Annotated in this window: 22 protein-coding genes; 12 read left to right on the top strand and 10 right to left on the bottom strand. The window is 62.3% G+C overall.

Annotated features, from left to right (window positions below):
• Nucleotides 1-20 precede the first annotated feature (20 nt).
• Nucleotides 21-1,058: a 4-hydroxyproline epimerase gene (locus B5E41_RS00650; RefSeq protein WP_088390258.1), complete on the top strand. Its 1,038-nt coding sequence runs from the start codon at nucleotides 21-23 to the stop codon at nucleotides 1,056-1,058.
• A 237-nt stretch (nucleotides 1,059-1,295) separates the two neighbouring features.
• Here B5E41_RS00650 and B5E41_RS00640 read toward each other — a convergent pair whose 3' ends face one another.
• The 4 genes from B5E41_RS00640 to B5E41_RS00625 all read right to left on the bottom strand — a co-directional run bounded on the left by B5E41_RS00640 (nucleotide 1,296) and on the right by B5E41_RS00625 (nucleotide 4,392).
• On the bottom strand, nucleotides 1,296-1,700 hold the full coding sequence (locus B5E41_RS00640) for a TfoX/Sxy family protein (RefSeq protein ID WP_088390254.1): 405 nt from the start codon (nucleotides 1,698-1,700) through the stop codon (nucleotides 1,296-1,298).
• Nucleotides 1,693-2,055, bottom strand: a complete 363-nt coding sequence (locus tag B5E41_RS00635) for a nuclear transport factor 2 family protein (RefSeq protein ID WP_088390252.1) — start codon at nucleotides 2,053-2,055, stop codon at nucleotides 1,693-1,695. The genes B5E41_RS00640 and B5E41_RS00635 overlap by 8 nt, the downstream gene beginning before the upstream one ends.
• On the bottom strand, nucleotides 2,052-2,633 hold the full coding sequence (locus B5E41_RS00630) for a TetR/AcrR family transcriptional regulator (RefSeq protein ID WP_088390250.1): 582 nt from the start codon (nucleotides 2,631-2,633) through the stop codon (nucleotides 2,052-2,054). The genes B5E41_RS00635 and B5E41_RS00630 overlap by 4 nt, the downstream gene beginning before the upstream one ends.
• A gap of 226 nt (nucleotides 2,634-2,859) precedes the next feature.
• Complete coding sequence (locus B5E41_RS00625; protein WP_088390248.1) at nucleotides 2,860-4,392, bottom strand: winged helix-turn-helix domain-containing tetratricopeptide repeat protein; 1,533 nt, start codon at nucleotides 4,390-4,392, stop codon at nucleotides 2,860-2,862.
• A gap of 117 nt (nucleotides 4,393-4,509) precedes the next feature.
• Between B5E41_RS00625 and B5E41_RS00620 the strand changes: the two genes are divergently transcribed.
• Nucleotides 4,510-4,944, top strand: coding sequence for a cupin domain-containing protein (locus B5E41_RS00620; RefSeq protein ID WP_088390246.1), 435 nt, complete (start codon nucleotides 4,510-4,512; stop codon nucleotides 4,942-4,944).
• A 103-nt stretch (nucleotides 4,945-5,047) separates the two neighbouring features.
• Entirely contained in the window at nucleotides 5,048-5,530 is a 483-nt protein-coding gene (locus B5E41_RS00615; protein WP_088390244.1) for a RidA family protein, read from the top strand.
• Between the two features lie 124 nt (nucleotides 5,531-5,654).
• Here the strand turns inward: B5E41_RS00615 and B5E41_RS00610 are convergent, their stop codons facing one another.
• Complete coding sequence (locus B5E41_RS00610) at nucleotides 5,655-7,202, bottom strand: putative bifunctional diguanylate cyclase/phosphodiesterase (RefSeq protein WP_088390242.1); 1,548 nt, start codon at nucleotides 7,200-7,202, stop codon at nucleotides 5,655-5,657.
• Between the two features lie 426 nt (nucleotides 7,203-7,628).
• On the opposite strand from B5E41_RS00610, the gene B5E41_RS00605 reads away from it, so the two are divergent.
• Nucleotides 7,629-8,633, top strand: coding sequence for an NADP-dependent oxidoreductase (locus B5E41_RS00605; protein ID WP_088390240.1), 1,005 nt, complete (start codon nucleotides 7,629-7,631; stop codon nucleotides 8,631-8,633).
• A gap of 28 nt (nucleotides 8,634-8,661) precedes the next feature.
• On the opposite strand, the gene B5E41_RS00600 is transcribed toward B5E41_RS00605, so the two are convergent.
• From B5E41_RS00600 to B5E41_RS00585, 4 genes are all read right to left on the bottom strand, one after another.
• Nucleotides 8,662-9,243, bottom strand: coding sequence for a TetR/AcrR family transcriptional regulator (locus tag B5E41_RS00600; RefSeq protein WP_088390238.1), 582 nt, complete (start codon nucleotides 9,241-9,243; stop codon nucleotides 8,662-8,664).
• 265 nt (nucleotides 9,244-9,508) lie between these two features.
• A complete protein-coding gene (locus B5E41_RS00595) occupies nucleotides 9,509-10,786 on the bottom strand; it encodes a DUF892 family protein (RefSeq protein ID WP_088390236.1) in 1,278 nt (425 codons plus the stop codon).
• A gap of 354 nt (nucleotides 10,787-11,140) precedes the next feature.
• Nucleotides 11,141-11,614 (bottom strand): RbsD/FucU family protein, encoded by a 474-nt coding sequence (locus B5E41_RS00590; RefSeq protein WP_011423841.1) that lies wholly within the window; start codon nucleotides 11,612-11,614, stop codon nucleotides 11,141-11,143.
• The gene (locus tag B5E41_RS00585) at nucleotides 11,598-12,845 is read right to left on the bottom strand and encodes an ROK family transcriptional regulator (protein ID WP_088390234.1); all 1,248 of its coding nucleotides are present in this window, start codon (nucleotides 12,843-12,845) and stop codon (nucleotides 11,598-11,600) included. Before B5E41_RS00585 ends, B5E41_RS00590 begins: the two co-directional genes overlap by 17 nt.
• Nucleotides 12,846-13,170: 325 nt before the next feature.
• Between B5E41_RS00585 and B5E41_RS00580 the strand changes: the two genes are divergently transcribed.
• From B5E41_RS00580 to B5E41_RS00555, 6 genes are all read left to right on the top strand, one after another.
• Nucleotides 13,171-14,190, top strand: coding sequence for a sugar ABC transporter substrate-binding protein (locus B5E41_RS00580; protein ID WP_064800508.1), 1,020 nt, complete (start codon nucleotides 13,171-13,173; stop codon nucleotides 14,188-14,190).
• 152 nt (nucleotides 14,191-14,342) lie between these two features.
• Entirely contained in the window at nucleotides 14,343-15,407 is a 1,065-nt protein-coding gene (locus tag B5E41_RS00575) for an ABC transporter permease (protein WP_088390232.1), read from the top strand.
• Between the two features lie 2 nt (nucleotides 15,408-15,409).
• Complete coding sequence (locus tag B5E41_RS00570) at nucleotides 15,410-16,192, top strand: ATP-binding cassette domain-containing protein (RefSeq protein ID WP_064800510.1); 783 nt, start codon at nucleotides 15,410-15,412, stop codon at nucleotides 16,190-16,192.
• A complete protein-coding gene (locus B5E41_RS00565) occupies nucleotides 16,189-16,821 on the top strand; it encodes a nucleoside triphosphate hydrolase (protein WP_088390230.1) in 633 nt (210 codons plus the stop codon). The genes B5E41_RS00570 and B5E41_RS00565 overlap by 4 nt, the downstream gene beginning before the upstream one ends.
• A 157-nt stretch (nucleotides 16,822-16,978) precedes the next feature.
• Entirely contained in the window at nucleotides 16,979-18,019 is a 1,041-nt protein-coding gene (gene pyrC, locus B5E41_RS00560) for a dihydroorotase (protein ID WP_088390228.1), read from the top strand.
• A 179-nt stretch (nucleotides 18,020-18,198) separates the two neighbouring features.
• Nucleotides 18,199-19,377 (top strand): GGDEF domain-containing protein, encoded by a 1,179-nt coding sequence (locus B5E41_RS00555; RefSeq protein WP_088390226.1) that lies wholly within the window; start codon nucleotides 18,199-18,201, stop codon nucleotides 19,375-19,377.
• A 158-nt stretch (nucleotides 19,378-19,535) separates the two neighbouring features.
• Here the strand turns inward: B5E41_RS00555 and B5E41_RS00550 are convergent, their stop codons facing one another.
• Nucleotides 19,536-20,018, bottom strand: coding sequence for an anthrone oxygenase family protein (locus B5E41_RS00550; protein ID WP_088390224.1), 483 nt, complete (start codon nucleotides 20,016-20,018; stop codon nucleotides 19,536-19,538).
• A gap of 97 nt (nucleotides 20,019-20,115) precedes the next feature.
• On the opposite strand from B5E41_RS00550, the gene B5E41_RS00545 reads away from it, so the two are divergent.
• Together B5E41_RS00545 and B5E41_RS00540 are read left to right on the top strand one after the other, a co-directional pair.
• A complete protein-coding gene (locus tag B5E41_RS00545; protein ID WP_088390222.1) occupies nucleotides 20,116-20,805 on the top strand; it encodes an orotate phosphoribosyltransferase in 690 nt (229 codons plus the stop codon).
• A gap of 60 nt (nucleotides 20,806-20,865) precedes the next feature.
• Nucleotides 20,866-21,792, top strand: a complete 927-nt coding sequence (locus tag B5E41_RS00540) for a carbohydrate kinase family protein (RefSeq protein WP_088390220.1) — start codon at nucleotides 20,866-20,868, stop codon at nucleotides 21,790-21,792.
• The last annotated feature ends 372 nt before the right edge of the window (nucleotides 21,793-22,164 follow it).

Below are 22,164 nucleotides of genomic sequence, written 5' to 3'. Positions count from 1 at the left end.
TCGGAACCGGAGTTTTCGATATGAGATGGAAGCGCACGATCCAGCTGCTGGATGTCCATGCCGAAGGCGAGATCGGCCGCGTCGCGATCGGCGGCGTTCCGAAGATTCCCGGCGAAACCATCGCCGCGCAGCTGCACTGGCTGAACACCGATCCGAAAGGCGACGAGCTCCGCCGCTTCCTGTGCCTGGAGCCGCGGGGTGCCCCGATCGGCTCGGTCAACCTGCTGCTGCCGGCAAAGCATCCCGACGCCGACGCCGCCTTCATCATCCTGCAGCCCGACCAGGCGCATGCGAGCTCCGGCTCGAACTCGATCTGCGTGACGACGGCGTTGCTCGAATCCGGCATCGTCGAGATGCAGGAGCCGGAGACGATCGTGACGCTGGAAACCGCCGCCGGCCTCGTCAAGGCGACGGCGACCTGCCGCGACGGGCGCTGCGAGAAGGTGAAGCTCACCATGGTGCCCTCCTTCGTGCATGAGCTCGACATCGAGATCGACACGCCGCATTGGGGCAGGATCAAGGCCGATCTCTGCTATGGCGGCATCTTCTATGCCCTCGTCGATGTCGGCCAGATCAAGCTCACGATCGAGAAGGCCAATGCCGCCGGCCTGGTCCAAGCCGGCATGGTCCTGAAAGAGCTGATCAATCGCGACATCAAGGTCGTCCATCCCGAAATCCCGGCAATTTCGGGCGTCGCCTATGTGATGTTCCGCGATACCGAGGCCGACGGCACGGTGCGCACCTGCACCACCATGTGGCCGGGCCGAGCCGACCGCTCGCCCTGCGGCACCGGCAATTCCGCCAATCTCGCGACGCTCCATGCCCGCGGCAAAGCCAAGGTCGGCGATAGCTTCACCTCGAAATCGATCATCGGCTCGCAGTTCGAGGTTGGACTGCAGGCACTGACCGAGGTCGCCGGCCGCCCGGCCGTCATCCCCACCATCACCGGCCGCGGCTTCACCTTCGGTCTGACCCAGGTGGCCCTCGACTCATTCGACCCGCATCCCTTAGGCTTCGCGCTGACGGATGTATGGGGGCCGTCGGCGGGGGAGATCTGAGCCTTCCTCCGAGATGTCCCGTTGGGCCAGCGTGGAAACAATACATGGTCGAATCGATAGTCCTGAGAAACTGGCGCAAGCGCTTGGCGGCATCATTGGTCGCCATCCCGCTATGCGGCTGCGATCCTATGATCCAGCATTTTGCCGATTTTGAATTGAGCGGCGACTATAAAGCGATAGCCAACTGTACAGCTCAGTATCTGCCGAGCAAATGCCCGCCTGCCGCCTGCGGACGCACTATCGATCCTCAGCGATTTCAAGTCTCTTTCTCGGGGTGACGGTGAGGGTGGCGTTTGAGCGTTTCCGGCCGGGCAGCAGCGTCGCCTCAAATGCTCGTTCCGAGCACCTGCGCAGCAGCGAGGGATCGTCGATCACATGCGCCGGCACCGCATAGTAGCGGCGAACCCTCACCTCCCTGCCGGCGGCTCGGTAGCTGAACGGTTCTGCGCCATCTGCCTCGAATTCTGCGCGCAGTGCGGCGTCGACGCGCAGATACAATGTGCCCTTCATGACGAACCCGAACTGCGCGCCGTTTCGGACGAGGGCGGATCCGCCGAAGAACCGCCGGACATCGATGGCGCCCGGTGGGGCGATCTGGCTCGCAAATTCGAGCGCCAGGCTGCGTGACGCCTCGCTACCCATGGTGCTGCCCTGCCAGAGGATCGAAGAAGCCGGTGATCGCGCTGAGCCGGCCATCGGACATCGCCGCGAAGCTTGTCCCCGTTTGCAGGACGGTGTCGTCTTCGTGGCGCAGTTCCCAGCGTGCCAGCGAACGTTCATTGTGATGGAGGACACTCAATATTATGAACCGGCCTGCCGGTACGCTCTCCTTGAAGCCAGCCATGTAAGCCGAGAGGCCGGCTCGCCCGGCGATCGCTCCATTCGGATCGCAATAGGTCACATCGTCGGCGAGGCATGCCAACATTTCCGGCTCGCGTGCGTCAGCGTCCAGCGACCAGATGGCCGCATATCGATTCCATAGCGCCTCAGGCGTCATAACAGTGTCTCCAGTTGGTTGAATTCGTCTTCGATCGCCTGCCGCAGGCTGGCCTTGTCTTCGCCGCCGCGAATGAGCACGAGCAGGCCTTGATAAAAGGCAAGGAGACGGACGGCGGTCCTGTCCGCCTTGGCTTCGTTCGCGTCTCGAAATGCGGTCGACGGCTCGCCAAGCCGCGAGCGAAACGTGCCGCGAAGAAGACCGAGCGCTGCCTCGACATGGGGATACGTGTTGACGTCGCCTCCGAGCTCCACAGCCATGTTGGTGATCAGGCAGCCCAGGGAGCCATTGTCGGGCTCATGCAGCAGTGAAAGGAACAGTTCGCGCAAGCCTTTAAGGCCGCTCCCCGGCGGCGCAAATCGCTCGAGCCGCCCCTCCAGGACCGCCCGATTGTAATGTCTGAACGCCGCGTCGAAGAGCCCGGCCTTGTCGCCGAAGGCGTGATAGATGCTTCCGCCCTTGAGGCCCGTTGCCTCTTCGAGGTCTCGGATTGAAGCACGTTGATAGCCGTGTTTGCGAAAGACGTGCATCGCCCCCTTCAGCACCGCCTCCTCATCGTATTCGCGCGTTCTGCCCACATTCCCTCGATTCTTTATTGGGTGTTCTAGAATGACTGATAAAGAATGCGAGTGCAACCGCCTTTCGTAGGTTCTCCGAAAATTCTCATCCGGTCGCATTTGCTCATGCCGGGTGCGCTGCATCGCGCTTTCGGAATGGGTCAGGATGACGTTGGCAGAGCAGAAGTCCTGGCCGGACGACGTCGCCCATAGCCCGTTAGCAAGACTGACGGTGGCAGAGGCGGTGTTAAAGTTCGGCCTCACGCAGCAACTGCTCAAGACGGGCCGCCCATTCCGTGTTGCCCTCTCTGAATGGCCCAAGCGCATCGCCAGCGGCTTCCGGCAGGCCGCTGGCAGCAGCGGCAAATCGGCGAGCCTGCTCAATATGTCCGAGCGCCATATGGCAGCACGCGTGTATGCGCAGCAGCGCCGGCCAGTCGGGCCGCGCCTTCAACGCCGCACGCCCCACGTCGAGCGCCCCTTCGACGTCGCCCGAAAAGTACTGTGCAAGCATCAGCAGGCTGAACCAGACGCCATTCTGCGGATCATGCGGATTGAGTTCGAGGCCGCGCGACAAAGGCTTGCGTGCGCCGACCGCATCACCGGTAAAGAGCCGCGCCATGCCAAGGACGAGATACCCGAGGGCGAAGCTCGAGCCGAGCTCGATCGACCGTTCCGCGGCGAGGATCGCCTGGTCGGCTCTGCCCGTATAGGCCGACACGATCGCCAGCGCATAGTGCGAATACGGGTTTCGCGCGTCGAGATAGATCGCCCGCAAGGCGGCGTTTAGCCCTTCCTGACCATCCGCGGCAGGATCGTCCGTCCAGCCATAGGCGATGAGGCCGGCGTTAACTCGCGCCCGCCAGATCTGCGCCTCCGGAAGCATCGGGTCGAGCTCGGCGGCCTCGCGGAAAAATCGCCTTGCCAGAAGGTGGGTCGGCCGTGAGACCTTGTGGAAATTGAACGTGCCTTGCCGGACAAGGTCCCAGGCCGTGATGTTGCCGGTGTGGGGAGTGACCGCAAGCCCGTGGCGCAACAGCAGCTCCGGTTCGACCGCCGCGGCGATCCGCTCGGCGATCGCGTCTTGCACCGCGAATATCTCGGCCAGCTGCAGATCGTAATGTTCGGACCAGACGGTCGCGCCCTTGCCCGCCTCGGCGAGGTGCACCGATATCCGGATTCGATCGCCGGTATAGCGGATAGCCCCATCCACCAGAAAATTGACACCGAGTGCCAGCCCGACTGCGCGCGGATCCCTGGAGCCGTTCCTGTCTTTGAAACTCGCACCGCGTGATGCGACGCGGAGCCATCTGAACCGGGTGAGCGCTGTGATCAGGTCGTCGGCGATCCCGTCGGCCAGATATTGCTTCTCAGCATCGCCGCCCAGATTGTCGAACGGCAGGACTGCGATCCCCAGCTTCGATCCGGCTTGCGCATGCCACTCGCTGTCGGTTCCGTCGCATGCGCTCTCCACCCGGCCCGAAAACCTGTAGCCGACCCGTGGGACGGTGGCGATCCATTCGGTGCCGTCCGATGCGGGGCCGAGCAGTTTGCGAAGGGCAGCAATCTGAACGGAAAGATTGCTTTCCTCGACGGCCAATCCGGGCCAAGCGGCATCCATCAGTGCCGATTTTGAGACGACGCCCCCTTGCGCCGCAAGCAGAACAGCAAGCAGCGAAGCGCCGCGGGCGCCGATGGCGACAGGCCGATCGTCACGAAGCAGGCATCCGTTCTCGGCGCTGAACTCGAAGCGGCCGAATGCAATGTGCTGGGTGTTCATGGCCAGCCATGATACGCCGATTTCGGCGTTTTTCGGAACTTTTCGGGATCGCTTCAGGACTTGCGCCGCCTGCGCGTGCAGAGTCTGTTTTCATCGCGCCACGGAATGGTGAGAGCCATGAAGAACGAAGCAGCCCAGCCGAAAAATCCTTCTGCAGTAGCCGCAAAGGTCGTCAGCGGCAGCGACAGCCACATCGCCAAGCAAGGATCCGTCTACCGGTCGGGCGTCTCGGCAGAGAGCGTCGGATCGACCATGCTGTGGCTCGGGACGATTTCGCTGCCCGCAGGCAGGCGAACCAGCGCCCATCGCCACGAGGGACATGAAACGGCCCTTCTCATGACCGCGGGCCAGGAGATCGAAATCTGGTCCGGAGCCAAGCTCGAACGCTGCGAGACGGTACGCCCCGGCGACTACCTGTTCATTCCGGTCGGCGTTCCGCACGTCGCTGTCAATCGCAGCGCGGAAAACGCCGAGTTCCTCGGTGCCCGCAACGACCCAGCGGCGAACGAGAGCGTCATTCTCATGCCGGAGCTTGACGACATCGTACCCTGAGCGCCGCGAATTCCTGATTTGCCCGCCTCAGATTCCTGTTTCGCATATCGCTATCGCAAAAACGCTGGCCGCCTTTGCGCGATGCAGCCATGGGAGGTGTATTATGGCCATTATCGAACAACGTCTTGCCGAAATGGGCCTGCAATTGCCCGAACCTTTGAAGGTTCGCGACGGCCTGAAATTGCCCTTTGCCTGGGTTCGGGTGCGCGGCACCCGCGCTTATATTTCAGGTCATGTCGCCTGCAACCCGGATGGGACATTGGCAAAACCGCTGGGGAAGGTCGGAGCCGAAGTGTCGCCGGAGCAGGGATATGCATCGGCTCGGCTTGTCGCCTTGGCCCATCTCGCAAGCCTCAAACGCGCCGTCGGAGACCTCGATCGGGTCACGGCCTGGCTGCGCGTTTTCGCGATGGTGAATGTCGCTCCGGGGTTCAATGAGACGCCGCTGGTGACAAACGGCTATTCCGATCTGATACTGGAGCTCTACGGTCCCGAGGCCGGCGCGCACGCCCGCTCGTCCATCGGCATGGCCATCCCGTTGAATGCGCCGGTAAATTGCGAAGCGGAAGTGGAAATCGACGGTTGATTCCTACTGGGCGAGGGGGTCGATTGTGACGGCATTCCGGGGCGCAGGTGCCGGCACCTACACCACTGCACAGGGCGATGGGAAGCGGCAACTCACCCTCGGCCTGATAGACGAACGCAGCCCATCACCGGCGCTGCCGAATCCTGCTGCCGACCTGATCGGCCGCGATCTCCTCGATCGGCGCGGGTCTGCCCAGCAGATATCCCTGACCGATGTCGCAACCCAGATCCTGAAGCCGCTGAAGTTGGCTTTCCTCTTCGATGCCCTCGGCCGTTATCGTCACGTCAAGCCCGGCGCCGAGAGCGATGATGGCTTTGATCACCTTGTCCTGCTTGTCATTGCTCTCGAACGAAGCGACGAAACTCCTGTCGATCTTGATCTTGTCGAACCGGTAGTTGGACAGCTGGGAGAGGCTGGAATAGCCTGTCCCAAAATCATCGAGCGCAATCCCGACCCCCGCATTCACCAGATCGTCGAGGACAATGCGTGCGGTGACGGCGTCCTGGATGATGGCGCTCTCCGTCACCTCAAGCTCGACCCTGTGCGCGGGTAGGCCGACATCGCCCAATATCTTGAGAATTCTGAGGCCCAGCAACCGGTCGCTCAGCTGGATCGGTGAAAGGTTGAATGACAGGACAAGCTCGCTTGGCCAGGAAAGCGCATCGGTGCAGGCGCGGCGAAGCAGTTGGTCCGTCAATTCGACGATCAGACCGGCTTCCTCCGCCACTGGAATAAATTCGCTCGGCGGGATGAAGTCCCCCGAAGCCGTTTTCCAGCGCGCCAGCGCCTCAAAGCCGATGATCTTGTTCGCCTTGAGGTCGACGAGCGGCTGATAATAGGGAACGATCTCGCCCTTGCGGATGGCCGCCCGCAGATCGCCTTCTATCCTCACCCGTTTCGCCAGCTCCTCTTGCATCGAAGGCACGAAGGGCTTCACCAGATTGCGGCCCTGCTTTTTCGCAACATACATCGCACAATCCGAATGCCGGATGACCTGACCGAGCTCATCGCCGTCCTCCGGATAAAGTGCGAAGCCGACGCTGGCGCCGAGGTCGACGGCAACACCATTGAATGTGAATGGCTTGCCGATCGTGCTGACGATGCGGTTCCCCAATGCGACAAGATCGGGATTTCCGATGCGCCGCGAGAGAACCACAAACTCGTCTCCACCAAGGCGGAACACATGCTCACGGGGAAAGAGCGAGGAGAGCCGCTGAGCAACGGCCTTCAGCACGGCATCACCGTGATCGTGGCCGAGGAGATCATTGACCTTCTTGAAGCCGTCAAGATCGATGCTGAACACGGCATAGGTATCTTGTGACCTTTGATCGGTCATTGCCTGCGCACATATGGAATCCAGGAATCTGCGGTTCGGCAGCTCGGTCAGCGTGTCATGACAGGCAATCCAGTCGACGTGCTTTTCGGCCTGCAGCCTGCGATGGACCTCTCTCGAAAGGTCCCGGATCCTCAGCGCGGAATAGATGAGCCCTAAAAACCCGGAGATATTCAGGGCAAGCAGTGCGTGGTCGAGCGGATAGTGGTGATGCCGCTCGATAAACTCATCCAATTCCTCATGCCACTGGAAGCGCCAGGAGAGGCTGAAGAGAAGCAGGAAGATAAGGAGCCAGGCCAGTATCTCCATCTGCGGTCTGGTCAGTCGGATGCGGGGCATATGAACGGCTCCTGTTGTGTGAAGAGCCATCATGGCCAGTTCGCAGGACCGCATCGTCCTTGGTGGTGATCGAAGACCGCCACAAATCATTCGGGCGGCGTTGAAAGGGCCAGCTTGCGGTCGCCGACCAGCGCGCAGACCGAAAGGCTTTTGTGCGCGTCGAAGGTTAACGGCGGGTTGCCGTGACGAGGGTGCAGGCGGTTCACTGCGCATAGCGGATAGCTTTGCCGCAAATCGGATCAGGCGCTGGTTCAGAAAGCGGCTTGACAAGTTTGATGACGAGTATCATTAATCAGCTATGATGATAATCGTCATTAAAAATGGCTGACGGAGGTAGGGCGTCGTCGATCACATGGGTCCACGCCGATTTGTGCCTCTGGCTTTATCGTTTCCTTGACACCTGACGCCGGAAGAGGAGAAGGCCCTGTGAAGGCATTCGTCGTTGACAAGTACAAGAAGAAAGGCGCTCTGCGTCTGGCCAGCCTGCCCGAACCGGAATTGCTGGACAATGACGTCCTCGTACGGATCCAGGCCACCGCCGTGAACCAGCTGGACTCCAAGGTCAGGGACGGGGAGTTCAAGCTTATTCTTCCCTATCGTCCGCCCTTCGTCCTCGGGCATGACCTTGCCGGGACGGTTGTCAAAGTCGGATCCAGGGTGAGGCGGTTCAAGGTGGGTGACGAGGTCTATGGACGACCGCGTGATCATCGCGTCGGGACATTCGCCGAATTCATTGCCATCGATGAAGCCGATGCGGCGCTGAAGCCAAGCAACCTCAGCATGAGCGAAGCGGCGTCCGTCCCGCTTGTCGGGTTGACCGCCTGGCAGGCGCTGGTCGAGGTGGGCAAGATAAAGCCCGGCCAGAAAGTCTTCATTCAGGCCGGTTCCGGCGGTGTCGGGACGTTCGCCATTCAGCTCGCCAAACACCTCGGCGCGGCGGTTGCGACGACGACGAGTGCTGAAAATGCCGAGCTGGCGAGAAGTCTCGGGGCGGACGTGGTCATCGACTACAAGACGCAGGATTTCGAAAAGATCTTGTCGGGCTACGATCTGGTGCTGAACAGCCAGGATCCGAAGACGCTCGAAAAGTCGCTGGCCGTGCTGAAGCCGGGTGGCCGGCTCATTTCTATTTCCGGTCCGCCCGATCCGGCATTCGCCAGGGAGCTCGGCCTCAATCTGTTCCTGAAGCTGGTACTGTGGCTGCTCAGCCGAGGAGTTCGCAGAAAGGCCAGGCGTCTCGGCGTCGCTTATTCATTCCTGTTCATGCGCGCCGAGGGGCGGCAGTTGGGTGAGATTGCCCGCCTGATCGAACAAGGCGTGATCCGGCCGGTCGTCGACAGGGTTTTCGCGTTTGAGAAGACGGGGGATGCGCTGGCCTATGTCGAGACCGGGCGTGCCAAAGGCAAGGTGGTCATCACAGTCGCGAATTGACGTTTGTCGCGCCGGCGAATGCCTGGCCCTATCGTTGCCGCATCCGGTTCTCAATGGCGTCGCGGCAATCCGCGCGGCAGGCGTCGAGCAGTTCGTCAGCCAGCGGGGAATCGTCCGGGCAGGCCCTCGAAAGCACGATGGCGCCAACGGCCTGAGCGAGAATGGCGATGGCTTGCGCGCGCCCACCGGCGCCGGAAGGATGACGTTGCGCAATGCCACCCTCCACCGCGCGCACCAGCTTGTCTATTCCTGCAGCGAAAACGGCCTTGGTTGTCTCAGGCTGTCGGGCGGCATCGCAACTCAGTGCTGCGGCCGTGCACCCCTGGCCGCGCCCATCCCGGTGATCGCGTGCGAGATAAAGCTCCATGACGTCGAGGACGTCGTAACCGGCATAGCGCTGCAAAGTCTCGTTCAACCCGTTCTCGGTCGATTCGGCGATCAGTTCCTCCTTGGAGCGGAAGTGATTGTAGAAGCCGCCATGGGTGAGCCCCGCGCGCTCCATCAATTCCGCCACGCCCACGCCATCGAATCCACGTTCGCGAAACAGCTCTGACGCGGTGGCGATAATCCGGTCGTAGTTTTCCTGCTTCTGTTCCTTGGTGATCCGCACGTCACGGTCCTTTCAACGGCCATTTCCAGCTATGATGGCGGCCGTCATTATAGCTTAGTTATTGATGATGTGCATCATTAATATGGGCGATCAACAAAGGCATCCCGTTGTGACGGTGACGCACATAATGCAGATGGCACCGCGTGTTTTTTTACGGGCGGTGCCAGCTGCAGCAACTTTGAATGCGGGAAAAAGCGCCTCTCGGCATGGCCTCAGATCGTTGCCGCGTCGTAGGTGGCAGCCACGCGTTCCTCGCTCCGCACGGCTAAACTGTCAGAAGGACGCTACTTGGCATTCTCGCCGCCGACATCAGGGGTTGGGCAACCTGATCCAGCAACTGGCCGGCATTCTGCTCTTCACCCAGCGACAGTGTTAGCAATTGCGCGACCGCCGGCTGCGCAAGTTGAAGTGCCATATTGCGAGCGGTGGTGTAGGCGGCAATCTCGTAGTGCTCGACCCGCAACGCCGCTCCGATCAAAGCCAGATCAGCGGGAGCGTCTTGCTTTTTCTTGCCTTCCGCCATCACTTCCTCGCCTTCCTCCACCAGGCCGGCCATGCCTTTGCATGGCTTGGCGCGAGCCGAGGTGCCGAGGATTCGCAGACATTCGTTCAAACGCTCGACCTGCGCCTCCGTCTCGGCAAGATGGTTGCGCAGCAAGGTCTGGAGCTGCTGCGTGCGCGCGGCTTTCTGCATCTTGGGAAGCGCCTTCAACAGCTGCTTTTCCGCATGCAGCAGGTCACGGAGCTCATCCACAAGGACTTCCTGAATCGCTTCTGCTCCTTCAGGGGGAGCGCTCTGAGCGCGGATTGCCGTCCCGCCGTTTTCAGCGCCCGGGAGATCCTGGAAGGCCGGCGCTTCGACAAATTCCCAGGGTTTTCCTTCATTCCATGGACCGCGGGTGTCAACCTCACCCAAATCTCCTTGACCCGTGGAATCGTTGAAGAACTGATCGACCAGTCCTGCCGTCGGCGCAATCCTGCCGACGCTCAGCGGCGGCTTGCCCATGCTTTCGAGGGCCAGGGCGAAAGCACGCATGTGGGTGATCTCTCTGGTCATCAGGAACTGCAGCGCATCCTTGGTCCCCGGATCGCGGCAGAAGTCGATCAGGCGTTCGTAGACGATCTTGGCGCGTGCTTCCGCGGCTATATTGCTTCTCAGATCCACATCCAGCTCGCCTGTTATTTTGAGATAATCGGCCGTCCAGGGGTTTCCCATCGAATTGAAAAGGTTCACGCCACCGCCGCCTGCAATGGCGATCAGCGGATCGGCTTCCGCCTCCTCCCTGACCGACTTCAGCGGCTTGAGGTGCATTCTCGCAAGAGTCCCGACGATCTCGAGGTGGCTGAGTTCTTCGGTTCCGATGTCCATCAGGAGGTCCTTCCGTCCGGGATCCTCGCAATTCAAGCCTTGAATAGAGTATTGCATGGCTGCCGCAAGTTCACCGTTTGCGCCGCCGAACTGCTCAAGCAGCATATTGCCGAATTTCGGATCAGGTTCGTCAACCCGAACGGTATACATGAGCTTCTTTACATGGTGATACATTGGCATCCTCCTGGTTGGATGCCGACTAACCGACTCGCTGCAGGAATGTTCCCGTCTGTTGCTGCTGCTGGCGCACCGGATTGCTCCATCATCAGCCCACACCGGTCGGCGCCGCTTCGGACGCAGGCATTGCCTGTGCGGACGTACCCCATGATAGGGAGCCCATCCCTTGGTCGCTTCCTCAACGAGATCATCGATACTGGCGCAGCAATAGGGGCGTGGGAATACGGACAGCCGCGGCTGGCCGGATCGGCAGCTGAGCATCTTCGGCGTGCCTCAGCACGGGTGGAAGCGCTACGCGCCTACTCGGGCGCGCAGCGAAAGCGTGGCTTGAACGGTGGGGCCAGACCCTGGCTAGTAAACGAAAGGATCGACCTCGGCCGCCTGCGTGCCCGGCTCTTTCGGATAGATCACGCCCTTGCGCAGGATGATGTTGGCATAGAGCCTGGGCTCGCTGGTCTGTATCAGCGCATGGGCGGCCCGCACCCGGCCGTAGAAATCCTGGCCGACGAGCGGCACCACCTGCCGGTGCGGCTCGTGAAGCGCGCAGCAGTCGATCATCTCCTCATGCACCGGATCGAGCTTGTCGCGCTCGGCCTTGACGGTCGAGCGGAAGATTGCCTCCGGCACGAAATCGTCGATCGGCAGCACGCTGAGCACGGCGTTGAGCACCGGAATGAGGCGGTGGCCGTCGAGCCGGATCAGCCGGCGGGCATGTTCGACACCGGGATAATTGCCGTCGACAATGGCGATTTCGTCGCCGTGGCCCATGGCGCGCAGCGTGAAAAGCAATTCCGGGCTCAGAAGCGGATCAAGTCCCTTCAGCATGGTCTATCTCCTTGAAGAGTACGTTCTGGTCTGTGAGGTAACGCGAAAAGATCGGCAGGCTGGCGCCGCCGATGGCGCGCGCCTGCGCGCCGACCGCGCCCTCGATGATTTCGGGCATGACGACGCCCTGCAGGTCGAGCTTGGCGGCCTCGTCGATCGTCGCCTGCACCATGCGGCTGCGCACCCAATCGGGAAAGCCGCCATCGATGACGGCGGCGCTGAAATCGACGATCGAGGCGGCGGCGACGATCGCCTGGGCCAGCGCCTTGGCGCTATCCTGGATCCAGACTTCCATTGGCTCGCCGAAATCCACCCAATCGTCGGCCGAATACCAGAGCGGCTCGGGATCGATGCCGCGTTCGCGCAGCATGTTTTCCAAAACGAAGATCGAGGCGATCTCGAGCAACTGCTTGGTTTCGCCGTTCCTGTCGCGCACGGGCAGCGGCCCGATGGCGCCCGCCGTGCCGGTGCGGCCGGAAAAGATCGCCGAATTGAGCACGATGCCGCCGCCGATGAAGGAGCCGATGAAGAAATAGACGAAGTCGGGATAGGAGGGGCCGACGCCGAAGACGAGTTCGGCGCCGCAGGCGCTGGTCGCATCGTTCTGCAGGAAGACGGGGTGGGAGACACGGGCGGCGATATCGGCCTGCAGGTCGACATCCCGCCAGACCTCCATGGCGCCCGGCGGCGCGCCGACTTCCTCGGCCCAATTCCAGAGCTCGAACGGAGCTGCGATGCCGAGGCCGGCAATGCGGCTGCGCTGCTTGTCGTCGAGCCTGCTCTCGATCTCCTCGATGCCCGAGGTGACGAAGGCGAGAATTTCGTCCGGCAGCGGATAGGCATAGGTCTGGTGCAGCTGCATGCGGATGCGGCCGACGAAATCCATCAGCACCAGATCGGCGCTGCGCCGGCCTATCTTGAGTCCGAAGGAATAGACGGCGTCGGGATTGAGATGCATCGGGATCGACGGCTGGCCGACCCGGCCGCGCACCGGCGCCCCGCGCGATAGCAGCCCTTCTTTTTCCAGCACCCGCATGATCACCGAGACGGTCTGCGCCGACAGTCCGCTGCGGCGCGCGATATCGGCCTTCGACAGCGCGCCGTAGAGGCGCACCAGCGACAGCACGAGCCGTTCGTTATAGGCGCGCACCCTGACCTGGTTCGCGCCCCCGGCCGGATTGAGAATGGGCGGCGGGACCGGTGTGTGTTCCGGCCCATCCAAAGACGACATGGCCGCTCCTCCCGAGCGTTGGCCTCTTGCACGGTTCCCCGGATCGGAAGCGATCCAAGGGGATTGTGCAGCAGCTGAAAGCGGTAAGGCGGCCATTCTCTGCGTTGGAAAAGGCGCGGTACCGTACATCCTAATGCGATTGAGCATGCCACATCGAATTAATAATTCAATTGGATTTATTTATTGACAAGCCGATTTCTTTCGCTCTTAATTGCCAGCGTCAAGGGCACGGGCGGCTTCGGAAGCGGCAGCGACCGAAGCGAAGTGTCACATCTCGAAAATTCCGGCCCGCACGGGCGGCGCCGGCAAACTCTGGGAGGAGTTCATGAAGAAATCAGTTCTCGCTTTCGGCGCGCTCGCACTCGGCGTCGCCTTTTCCGCCCCTGTTATGGCGGCTGACGTTTCCGCCTGCCTGATCACCAAGACCGACACCAATCCCTTCTTCGTCAAGATGAAGGAAGGTGCGACGGCCAAGGCCAAGGAACTCGGCGTTTCGCTGAAGTCCTATGCCGGCAAGGTCGACGGTGACAGCGAAAGCCAGGTTGCGGCGATCGAAAGCTGCATCGCCGACGGCGCCAAGGGAATTCTGCTGACCGCCTCGGACACCAAGGGCATCGTCTCTTCGGTCAAGAAGGCGCGTGATGCCGGCGTGCTGGTCATCGCGCTCGACACGCCGCTCGAGCCGGCCGATGCCGCCGACGCCACCTTCGCCACCGACAACCTGCTCGCCGGCAAGCTGATCGGCCAGTGGGCCAAGGAAACGCTCGGCGACAAGGCCAAGGACGCCAAGGTCGGTTTCCTCGACCTGACGCCGTCGCAGCCGACGGTTGACGTCCTGCGCGACCAGGGCTTCATGATGGGCTTCGGCATCGACCCGAAGAACCCGGACAAGATCGGCGACGAAGACGACAAGCGCATCGTCGGCCATGACGTGACCAACGGCAACGAGGAAGGCGGTCGCAAGGCCATGGAAAACCTTCTGCAGAAGGATCCGAGCATCAACGTCATCCACACGATCAACGAGCCGGCCGCTGTCGGTGCCTATCAGGCGCTGAAGGCCGTCGGCATGGAAAAGAACGTGCTGATCGTCTCGGTTGACGGCGGCTGCCCGGGTGTCAAGTCGGTCAAGGAAGGCGTCATCGGCGCCACCTCGCAGCAATACCCGCTGCTGATGGCGTCGCTCGGCATCGAGGCGATCAAGAAGTTCGCCGATAGCGGTGAGAAGCCGAAGCCGACGGAAGGCAAGTCCTTCTTCGACACCGGCGTTTCGCTCGTCACAGACAAGCCGGTCTCCGGCGTCAAGTCGATCGACACCAAGGAAGGCACCGACAAGTGCTGGGGCTGAGCCCAATCTATTGAAAGAGAAAGCGGCCGGGGCTTGATCCCCGGCCGTTTTGGACGGACGATGTGCCGTCACCCCACCGGCTAAGCAACGAACGGATGACAATGGGTGGCGGCCTCCGCGCGGGTTCGGCGCGCGGATGCGGAGGAGGAACCATGACCGGAGCACAGGAATTCGAACGCGTCCTCGACGGCAGCGACAAGAACGTCGCCTCCTTCGAGCACCAGGGCGTCCCGCTGATCAAGCGTGCGCAGCATTTTCTGCACTCGACGCCGGCAGCCGTGCCGCTCATCGTGCTGGTGCTGGCGATCATCATCTTCGGGGTAGCGCTCGGCGGACGGTTTTTCTCGTCCTACACCCTGACACTGATCCTGCAGCAGATCGCCATCGTCGGCATTCTCGGCGCCGCCCAGACGCTGGTCATCCTGACGGCCGGCATCGATCTTTCGATCGGCGTCATCATGGTGATCTCGGCTGTCATCATGGGCAACGTCGCCATCACCTACGGCATACCGACCCCGATTGCGGTCATCGGAGGCCTGCTGGTCGGCGGTCTCTGCGGCTTGCTGAACGGCTTCCTCGTCGCCTTCATGAAGCTTCCGCCGTTCATCGTCACGCTCGGCACCTGGAACATCGTCATGGCGACGAATTTCATCTATTCCGCCAATGAGACGATCCGCGACGCCGATGTCGACGCCCAGGCGCCGCTGCTGCATCTTTTCGCCGCAAGCTTCAGGCTCGGCACCGCTGTGCTCACCCTCGGTGTCATCGCCATGGTGCTGCTCGTCCTGCTGCTCTGGTATGTGCTCAATCACACCGCCTGGGGCCGGCATGTCTATGCGGTCGGCGACGATCCGGAAGCGGCCAAGCTTTCCGGCATCCAGACGAAGCGGGTGCTGCTCACCGTCTATACAATGTCCGGCGTCATCGCCGCCTTCGCCGCCTGGGTCTCGATCGGCCGCAATGGCTCGATCTCGCCGTCCTCGGCAGTCACCGATTATAACCTGCAGGCGATCACCGCGACCGTGATCGGCGGCATCTCGCTCTTCGGCGGCCGCGGCTCCATTCTCGGGACGCTGTTCGGCGCCATGATCGTCGGCGTCGTGTCGATGGGCCTCAACATGCTCGGCGCCGACCCGCAATGGAAAGTCCTGCTGACAGGCGTGCTGATCATCGCCGCCGTCGCCATCGATCAGTGGATCAGAAAGGTTTCGGTGTAATCATGGCTCACGAACCCATTCTCACTGCCCGCGGACTCGTCAAGCGCTATGGACGCGTGACCGCCCTCGACAATGCCGATTTCGACCTCTACCCGGGTGAAATCCTTGCCGTCATCGGCGATAACGGCGCCGGCAAGTCCTCGCTGATCAAGGCGATTTCAGGCGCCGTCACCCCCGATGAGGGAGTGATCACGCTCGAAGGCCGGCAGGTGCATTTCCGCTCGCCGATGGAGGCGCGCGAGGCCGGCATCGAGACTGTCTACCAGAACCTCGCTTTGTCGCCGGCGCTCTCGATCGCCGACAACATGTTCCTCGGCCGCGAGATCCGCAAGAAAGGTCCGCTCGGTTCGCTGTTCCGCATGCTCGACCGGCCGGCGATGGAAAAGCTGGCGCGCAACAAGCTGTCCGAGCTCGGGCTGATGACCATCCAGAACATCAATCAGGCGGTGGAGACGCTCTCCGGCGGTCAGCGCCAGGGTGTCGCCGTCGCCCGCGCCGCCGCCTTCGGCTCGAAGGTCATCATCATGGACGAGCCGACCGCGGCGCTCGGCGTCAAGGAAAGCCGCAAGGTGCTGGAGCTGATCCTCGATGTGCGCGCCCGCGGCCTGCCGATCGTGCTGATCTCGCACAACATGCCGCATGTCTTCGAAGTCGCCGACCGGATCCATATTCACCGCCTCGGCCGGCGTCTGACGGTGATCAATCCGAAGGAATACACCATGTCGGATGCCGTCGCCTTCATGACCGGCGCCAAGGCGGTGCCGACGGAGCCTGTTGCGGCATGAGTGCACGCATCGAAGACATCGCCGGCGAGGTGCTTTCCCGCGCCGGCGATGCCAGACGTTTCCTGATCGCCGTCGCCGGGCCGCCGGGGGCGGGCAAATCGACCATGGCAGACAATCTGGCGGCGGCGCTGAAAGCCAAAGGCGAGAGCGCCGCGGTCCTGCCGATGGACGGCTTCCACATGGACAATGCCGTCCTGATCGAACGCGGCCTCTTGGCGCGCAAGGGCATCCCCGAAACCTTCGATGTCAGGGGATTCCTCGATATCATCCGCGCCGTCCGCCGGGCCGACCAGGAGGTTCTGGCGCCGGTCTTCGACCGCTCGCGCGAGCTCGCCATCGCCTCCGCCCGGCCCATCGATCCCAAAGACCGCTTCATCATCGTCGAGGGCAATTATCTGCTCTTCACGCAGGGCAAATGGGCCGAGCTCGACGGCATCTTCGATTTTTCGATCATGCTGGCGCCGCCGATCGAGGTGCTGGAGGAGCGGCTCTGGGCGCGTTGGCGCGGTTACAACCTCGACGAGGAGGCCGCCAGCGCCAAGGTCTACGGCAACGACTTGCCGAACGGCCGGCTGATCCTGGAAAACCGCCGCCCGGCCGACGTGACGCTGGAGATCGCGCTGGCGTGATGCAGCAATTGGCTTGACGACCATGCCGGCTGAACCCGTGCAGCGGTGGGATGGCGACGTGCAGGTAAATTGCGTTGAAGTGCCTGGCATGAATCAATTTCAATGCGACGCGCTTTAGTGCTATCAGGCCGCAGACGCATCGCTTCGGAGGCCTGCCATGCAATCGATCACCATCCGCCGTCCCGACGACTGGCACCTGCATCTGCGCGACGGCGCCATGCTGGAAGGCGTGATCGCCGACACGAGCCGCACCTTTGCCCGCGCCATCATCATGCCCAACCTGGTGCCGCCGGTCGTCACCACCGCGGATGCGAAGGCCTATCGCGAGCGCATCCTCAAGGCGTTGCCGGACGGCCACCGGTTTCAGCCGCTGATGACGCTTTATCTGACCGAACAAACCAGCCCCGACGATGTCGAGGCGGGGGCGGCAAGCGGGCTCATCACCGCCGTCAAGCTTTACCCGGCCGGCGCCACCACCAATTCGCATGGTGGGGTGCGCGACATGGAGAAGGCGATGCCGGTGCTGGAGCGCATGGCGAAGATCGGCCTGCCGCTCTGCGTCCATGGCGAGGTGACGACGCCCGATGTCGATATTTTCGACCGGGAGGCCGTCTTCATCGACACCGTGCTCGATCCGCTGCGCCGGCGCCTGCCGGAGCTGAAGGTGACGATGGAGCATGTGACGACCGCGGACGGCATCGATTACATCAAGGCCGCCCAAGGCAATCTCGCCGGCTCGATCACCACCCACCATCTGATCATCAACCGCAACGCCATCCTCGTCGGCGGCATCCGCCCGCATTATTACTGCCTGCCGGTCGCCAAGCGCGAGAACCACCGCTTGGCGCTGCGCGCTGCCGCGACCAGTGGCGACAAACGCTTCTTCCTCGGCACCGATTCCGCCCCGCATGTCGATCCCTTGAAGGAATGCGCCTGCGGCTGCGCCGGCATCTACACCTCGATCAATACGATGAGCTGCCTGGCCCATGTCTTCGAGGAGGAGGGCGCGCTCGACAGGTTGGAAGCCTTCGCTTCGCTGAATGGGCCGGCCTGGTACGGCCTATCGCCGAACGAGGAGCGGATCACCCTCTCAAAGCAGAGCGATCCGATCGTTTTTCCCGCAAAGATAGAAACAGGCGCCGGTGCGGTGACGGTCTTCGATCCAATGTTCCCCCTGCATTGGCGGGTCGTGGCGTGAGCATCTTTTCGTCTTTTCAATTTTAAATGGAATATTCATTTAAATTGCGCCACAACGTTAGGCGAATAACATTTTCATTGTGCGATGCATCATTTGTTAACGGATGCATAAGACATTCTCCGCGCGGAACCCCAGGCCGCCGATCATCTGGCGACACCCGCTGCGGAGACTGAAGAAGCATGACGCTTGACTACAACTCCCTCTTACTGGCGCTCGGCGTCTCTGCGGCCTGCCTTGCCGTGACCTTGATGGGCAGCTGGCTGGTGCGCCGGGCCGAAACCGTGCTGCTCACCGCCACCGTCGGCCTCGTCCTCGTCGTCGGCGGGATTTTTGTCTACAGCGCCTACGTCAACCGGCCGCAAGTTGTCTTTGCCATTGGCAGCTTCGTGCTGTTCCATGCCGGCTTCGCCACCATATGGGGCGCCGGAAAACAGTTTCTCACCGGCCATGTGTCGATTGCCGCCATCGCGATCCGGGCTCTGGCGGCGATGGCCGTCTCGATCCTGCCGATGCTGTCAGGCTATGACGGCCTCGCCTTCATTGCCGACAATCTCGCCATCGCCCTGCTGCTCTTCGCCACCGCCCGGCAATATTGGCTTGCTCGCGCCGAAGCGCCGGCGCCGCTCCTCGGCATTGCGGCGCTCTATACGCTGACGGCGGTCTCCTTCCTGCTTTGCGCCGCCGTTCTCGTTGCCGACGGCAAGCTGGTGCTCGGCAAGGCGCCCAGCAACTGGGCGGAAGATCTGAGCCTCGCCATTTGCATCGCGGGCATGACGGGGATTGGTGCGCTGTCGCTGGCGCTGCATCAATGGCGGCTTGCCGCCCGCCATCGTCTGGAGGCGATCACCGATCCGCTGACCGGGCTGCTCAACCGCCGCGCCGTCTTCGACGAATACGGCACGCGCCCGATGGGAACGACCGCCGCCGTCATCGTCTTCGATATCGACCATTTCAAATCCGTCAATGACCGCTATGGCCATGCCGCCGGAGACCGGGTGATCACCGTCTTCGCCGACGAACTGACCGCCCATTGCCGCCCGGGCGACACCGCCGCCCGGCTCGGGGGCGAGGAATTTGCGTTGGTGCTGAAGGAGATCATGCCCGGCCGGGCCGAACTGACGGCTGAGCGAATCCGCCGGGCCTTCGAGGCGCGCGAAATCCCGATCGACAGCGAAGTGCTGAAATGCACCGTCAGCGTCGGTGTGGCGCCCGGCCGCTCCACGCCGCTCGATTTCGATGCCATGTTGAGCGCCGCCGACAAGGCGCTTTACGCCGCCAAGCGCGGCGGCCGCAATCGCGTCGAGTTGGCCGGCCACCTGCGGGCCGTGCCCCTCGAGGCATCGCGCACGGCCTCTTGATCCCGGACTGCGCGTCTCTATCCTATCAATCGGTCTGTGGCACATTACCGATGTTGCCTTCAACGGCACGATCAGGGAGCTGGCTGGGGCAAAGAGCTGCACAACAGCACCAATGGCAAGATGCAGGTATAGGGCCTCTCTTTGCTGCCAGCGCCTACTCAAACCAGCATCAGTGCCCGCACGAAGGCGACCGAAGCCAGCAGCGAGGCCACTGTCCTGACATGGTTCCACCTTGTCCAGTCCCTGAGATAGGTCGCCCAGAGCTCGGCCGCCTGCGGCCCGTTGCCACTCACCTTCTCCAGCGCATCGTTCATCGGCACGTTGAAGACGATGGTCGACACGAAAGAAGCGATGACATAGAGCGCCGCTCCCGCCAGCATCAGCGCCGACGCCCCGCCGCGCCAGTTGATCAACGCCAGCACTGTTATGACGAGACAGAGGATCGTCGTCGGTACGAACAGCGCCATGAACGGCGAGCGGACGATCGTCACGTTGATCGAGTTCATCGCGGCAATGCCCTGTTCGGCCGGGATCCTGGAAAAGGCGGTCATGATGAAGGTCGAGAAGGCGAAGAAGATGCCGGCGACGAGACCGCTGCCGATTGCCGCGGCGACGAGAGAAAGGACGAGGACGATCTGCATATCGAAGTTCCTTCTGTTGCAGTCAGGCGCGCCTTGCGTCTGGAAACCGAAGGCTCTTGCTGCTATTGCCGGAGACGCAAAGCTGAAGGAGAGCCGTATGATCCAGACCACATTTCCCGACCGCGCCCTGATGGCCGAACTGGTGGCCAAGATGCTCTGGGAGATCAAGGCGGTGCATTTCAACGCCGCTCAGCCTTACAAGCTCTCCTCCGGCATGGCGAGCCCGGTCTATATCGATTGCCGCAAGCTGCTCTCCTATCCGCGCATCCGCTCGACCGTCATGGATTTCGCCGCCAGCACCCTCCTGCGCGATGCCGGTTTCGAGCAGTTCGACTGCATCGCCGGCGGCGAGACGGCCGGCATTCCCTTCGCCGCCCTGCTCGCCGACCGCCTCGGCCTGCCGATGATCTATGTCCGCAAGCAGCCGAAGGGCCATGGCCGCAATGCCCAGATCGAAGGCAATATGCCGGAAGGCTCGCGCGTGCTCGTCATCGAGGATCTGACGACGGCGGGCGGCAGCATGTTCAAGTTCATCGATGCGGTGCGCGCCGCGGGCGGCATCGTCGATCACGGCATCGCGCTGTTCTTCTATGACATCTTCGGCCAACAGCGCTTTACCGACGGCAAGGTCCGGCTGCATCATATCGCCACCTGGCGCAATGTTCTGGCCGTCGCCAGGGCGCAGAAGCTGTTCGACGACAAGACGCTCGAAGAAGTCGAGGCCTTCCTCGACGCGCCGCTCGCCTGGTCGGGAAGGAATGGTGGCGTTAGTGAGCTTTCGCTCTAGCCTTTTGACAAAAGCTCGCTTAAATCGATTGAAGAATGTAGGCCCTGTGGGAGGAATTCGATGATTTTGTGCTGCGGCGAAGCCTTGATCGACATGCTGCCGAGGGACACGACCCTGGGTGAAAAGGGTTTTGCCCCCTATGCCGGCGGCGCGATCTTCAACACCGCGATCGCGCTCGGCCGCCTCGGCATCCCGACCGCCTTCTTCACCGGCATTGCCGACGACATGATGGGCGAAATCCTGCTTGCGACGCTGAAGGCCGCCGATGTCGATTACAGCCCCTGCGCCATCACGCAGCGCCCGTCGACCATCGCCTTCGTCAAGCTCGTCAACGGCCAGGCGACCTATGCCTTTTACGACGAGGGCACGGCCGGCCGCATGATCACCGAGGCCGACCTGCCCGTCCTCGGCGACGATTGCGAAGCGCTGCATTTCGGCGCGATCAGCCTGATCCCGAGCCCCTGCGGCGAAACCTACGAAGCGCTGCTCGACCGCGAAGCCGAAAAGCGCGTCATCTCGCTCGATCCCAACATCCGCCCCGGCTTCATCAAGGACAAGCCGGCGCATATGGCCCGCATCAAGCGCATGGCGGCCAAATCGGATATCGTCAAATTCTCCGACGAGGATCTCGATTGGTTCGGTCTTGAAGGCGACCATGATGCGCTCGCCGCCCACTGGCTCGCCCACGGCGCCAAGCTCGTCGTCATCACCAAGGGCGCCGAAGGCGCTTCCGGCTATACCAAGGAACGCAAGGTGACGGTGCCGAGCCAGCGCGTGACGGTGGTCGACACGGTCGGCGCCGGCGATACGTTCGACGCCGGCGTGCTCGCCTCGCTGAAGAGGGACAATCTGCTGACCAAGGTGCAGGTCGCCTCGCTCGACGAACAGGCGGTGCGCAACGCCCTGACGCTCGGCGCCAAAGCCGCCGCCGTCACCGTCTCCCGCGCCGGCGCCAACCCGCCCTGGGCGCATGAGATCGGGCTTTAAGGCTTAAGCCAGCGTCGGCCCTTCATCCGCCTGCCTGCACCTTCTGCCCGTAAATGGGGCGAAGGAGGAATGCCGCGACGTCTCGGTTCCCTCTTCTCCCCAGCGGGGAGAAGGTGCCCGTAGGGCGGATGAGGGGGCCGCACATGCCGGTCTTAGTAGGTTCCTCCTACGGAATTCAATCGCACCGAAATCATTTCGGGCTTGGTCAGGGCGGCGCGGTATGGAGTTCGGGATGATGTGAGGCTTGTGCCGGGGCCCCCTCATCCGCCTGCCGGCACCTTCTCCCCGCGGGGGAGAAGGGGATATGCCGCAACGCCTACGCCCGTTTCCCGTGCCAACCAGCACTGATTTGCCAGAGATTTCATTCTTCGC

Source organism: Rhizobium esperanzae (genome assembly GCF_002204185.1).
Lineage (GTDB): Bacteria > Pseudomonadota > Alphaproteobacteria > Rhizobiales > Rhizobiaceae > Rhizobium > Rhizobium esperanzae.
This window is presented reverse-complemented; position numbering and strand designations above follow the sequence as displayed.

Coding starts and splice junctions, on each gene's coding strand:
- B5E41_RS00610 (WP_088390242.1), bottom strand. CDS start 7,202: ATGCCCCGCATCCGACTGACCAGACCGCAGATGGAGATACTGGCCTGG.
- B5E41_RS00565 (WP_088390230.1), top strand. CDS start 16,189: ATGAGTGCACGCATCGAAGACATCGCCGGCGAGGTGCTTTCCCGCGCC.
- B5E41_RS00585 (WP_088390234.1), bottom strand. CDS start 12,845: ATGTCGTCTTTGGATGGGCCGGAACACACACCGGTCCCGCCGCCCATT.
- pyrC (WP_088390228.1), top strand. CDS start 16,979: ATGCAATCGATCACCATCCGCCGTCCCGACGACTGGCACCTGCATCTG.
- B5E41_RS00625 (WP_088390248.1), bottom strand. CDS start 4,392: ATGAACACCCAGCACATTGCATTCGGCCGCTTCGAGTTCAGCGCCGAG.
- B5E41_RS00620 (WP_088390246.1), top strand. CDS start 4,510: ATGAAGAACGAAGCAGCCCAGCCGAAAAATCCTTCTGCAGTAGCCGCA.
- B5E41_RS00575 (WP_088390232.1), top strand. CDS start 14,343: ATGACCGGAGCACAGGAATTCGAACGCGTCCTCGACGGCAGCGACAAG.
- B5E41_RS00540 (WP_088390220.1), top strand. CDS start 20,866: ATGATTTTGTGCTGCGGCGAAGCCTTGATCGACATGCTGCCGAGGGAC.
- B5E41_RS00550 (WP_088390224.1), bottom strand. CDS start 20,018: ATGCAGATCGTCCTCGTCCTTTCTCTCGTCGCCGCGGCAATCGGCAGC.
- B5E41_RS00595 (WP_088390236.1), bottom strand. CDS start 10,786: ATGTATCACCATGTAAAGAAGCTCATGTATACCGTTCGGGTTGACGAA.
- B5E41_RS00635 (WP_088390252.1), bottom strand. CDS start 2,055: ATGACGCCTGAGGCGCTATGGAATCGATATGCGGCCATCTGGTCGCTG.
- B5E41_RS00580 (WP_064800508.1), top strand. CDS start 13,171: ATGAAGAAATCAGTTCTCGCTTTCGGCGCGCTCGCACTCGGCGTCGCC.
- B5E41_RS00650 (WP_088390258.1), top strand. CDS start 21: ATGAGATGGAAGCGCACGATCCAGCTGCTGGATGTCCATGCCGAAGGC.
- B5E41_RS00640 (WP_088390254.1), bottom strand. CDS start 1,700: ATGGGTAGCGAGGCGTCACGCAGCCTGGCGCTCGAATTTGCGAGCCAG.
- B5E41_RS00615 (WP_088390244.1), top strand. CDS start 5,048: ATGGCCATTATCGAACAACGTCTTGCCGAAATGGGCCTGCAATTGCCC.
- B5E41_RS00545 (WP_088390222.1), top strand. CDS start 20,116: ATGATCCAGACCACATTTCCCGACCGCGCCCTGATGGCCGAACTGGTG.
- B5E41_RS00555 (WP_088390226.1), top strand. CDS start 18,199: ATGACGCTTGACTACAACTCCCTCTTACTGGCGCTCGGCGTCTCTGCG.
- B5E41_RS00570 (WP_064800510.1), top strand. CDS start 15,410: ATGGCTCACGAACCCATTCTCACTGCCCGCGGACTCGTCAAGCGCTAT.
- B5E41_RS00590 (WP_011423841.1), bottom strand. CDS start 11,614: ATGCTGAAGGGACTTGATCCGCTTCTGAGCCCGGAATTGCTTTTCACG.